The organism is Actinomycetota bacterium (assembly GCA_005774595.1).
Classification (GTDB): Bacteria; Actinomycetota; Coriobacteriia; order Anaerosomatales; family D1FN1-002; genus D1FN1-002.
Genome location: VAUM01000372.1, coordinates 1 through 1,675, shown reverse-complemented (window position 1 = coordinate 1,675; position 1,675 = coordinate 1). Strand labels below are relative to the sequence as shown.

Below are 1,675 nucleotides of genomic sequence, written 5' to 3'. Positions count from 1 at the left end.
GACCCGAGCCGGTGACTGCCCGGCGCACGGCGTTCAGGTTGTAGGCCGCCGCGAGCGCCGCGCCCGACGCGGCGAGCGCCGCCCACCAGCCGAACGGCGCGAACGCCTCGGTCACGGCGACGAACTCGCCCGGGAAGCCGGACAGGCCCGGCAGCCCGGCGCTGGCGAGTGCGGCGAAGACGAACACGGCCGACCAGCGCGGCAGGGTGGTCCCGAGCCCGCCGAGCTTCGCGAGGTCGCGCGTGTGCGTGCGCTCGTACTGCGCGCCCACGAGCAGGAAGAGCAGTCCGGCGACCAGCCCGTGGCTGACCATGCCGAGCATCGCGCCACCGAACGCCAGCGGCGTGGCGGCCGCGATCGCGAGCACGACGAAGCCCATGTGCGAGACCGAGGAGTACGCCACGAGCCGCTTCAGGTCGCTTTGCGCCAGCGCCATCAGCGCCCCGTACACGATCCCGCAGATCCCGAGGGCCGCGAGCAGGCCGCGCGCGGACTCGAACGCCGCCGGCGCGAGCGGCAGCGACAGCCGCATCAGGCCGTAGGAACCCATCTTCAGCAGCACGCCGGCGAGCATGATCGAGCCGGCGGTGGGGGCCTCGACGTGGGCGTCGGGCAGCCAGGTGTGCAGGCCGACGACCGGCACCTTGACGAGGAACCCCGCAGCGAGCAACCAGAACACCGTGCGCGCCGGACCCGGGTCCAGCCCGGCCTTCAGTATGCCGGCGAACGTCGTCTGGTCCGTCTCGCGCATCGCGATGAGCAGGCCGACGAGCATGAGCACGCTGCCCGCGAACGTGAAGACGAAGAACTTCATCGCTGCGTGGCGGCGGCGCTCGTGCCCCCACACGCCGATGAGGAAGAACATCGGGATGAGCACGGCCTCCCACGCGACGTAGAACGTGATGAGGTCCGCGGCCAGGAAGACACCCATCACAGCCGAGGTCAGCGCCAGCAGCAGCGCGTGGTGTCCCGCGGGCGAGCGCTCCTCTTCCCACGAGGCCAGCACCGCGACCACGCCGAGCAGCGCCGTGAGCAGCACCAGCGGCGACGACAGCCCGTCGAGGGCCAGGTGCCAGAACGTCGCGTCCGCTTCGGCGGCGAACGACTCGGTGAGTCCGCCGCCGGCGTACGCCGCATACGCCGCGACGGCGGCGACCGCGAGCTCCGCCGACGCGATCCCGAGCGCGCCCGCGCGCACCATGCTGCGGCTGCCGAAGCGCCCGGCGAGCAGCACGACGACCACGCCGACGAGCGGGACAGCGATGAGCGCGGTCAGCACGGCCCCATCACCTCGCCATCAGCGTCGCGAGCGCCATCAGCAGCACGATCCCCGCGCCCATGAGGCCGACGTAGCCCTGCACGTCGCCGCCCTGCAGCGCGGCCAGCCACTCGCCCGCGCGGCGCGCGAACGCCGCCAGACCCTCGGCGATGCGGTCGATCACCTTGCGGTCGACCGCCGAGTACAGCCCCTTGGCGAAGCGCACGGACGGCTCCGTCACCGTGCGGCGCACGAGGTCGTCGAAGCCCCACGCGCGCTCCAGCAGGCGCCAGGAGGCGCCGAGGCGCGCCGCGAGCGACTAGTCGGCAGTCGTCCCGCCGCGGTAGACGAGCCAGCCGGCCCCGGCGCCCAGGGCGACCACGGCGACCGAGATGCCCGCGGTGACCGGGTCAAGGG

The 1,675-nt window shown here is 73.4% G+C and carries 2 protein-coding genes; both read right to left on the bottom strand.

What is annotated here, in order from left to right:
- Positions 1-1,279 (bottom strand): NADH-quinone oxidoreductase subunit M (locus tag FDZ70_10200; GenBank protein TLM67271.1); only part of this gene is annotated, 1,279 nt, incomplete at its 3' end.
- A gap of 7 nt (positions 1,280-1,286) precedes the next feature.
- On the bottom strand, positions 1,287-1,484 hold the full coding sequence (locus FDZ70_10195; GenBank protein ID TLM67270.1) for a hypothetical protein: 198 nt from the start codon (positions 1,482-1,484) through the stop codon (positions 1,287-1,289).
- Positions 1,485-1,675 lie beyond the last annotated feature (191 nt).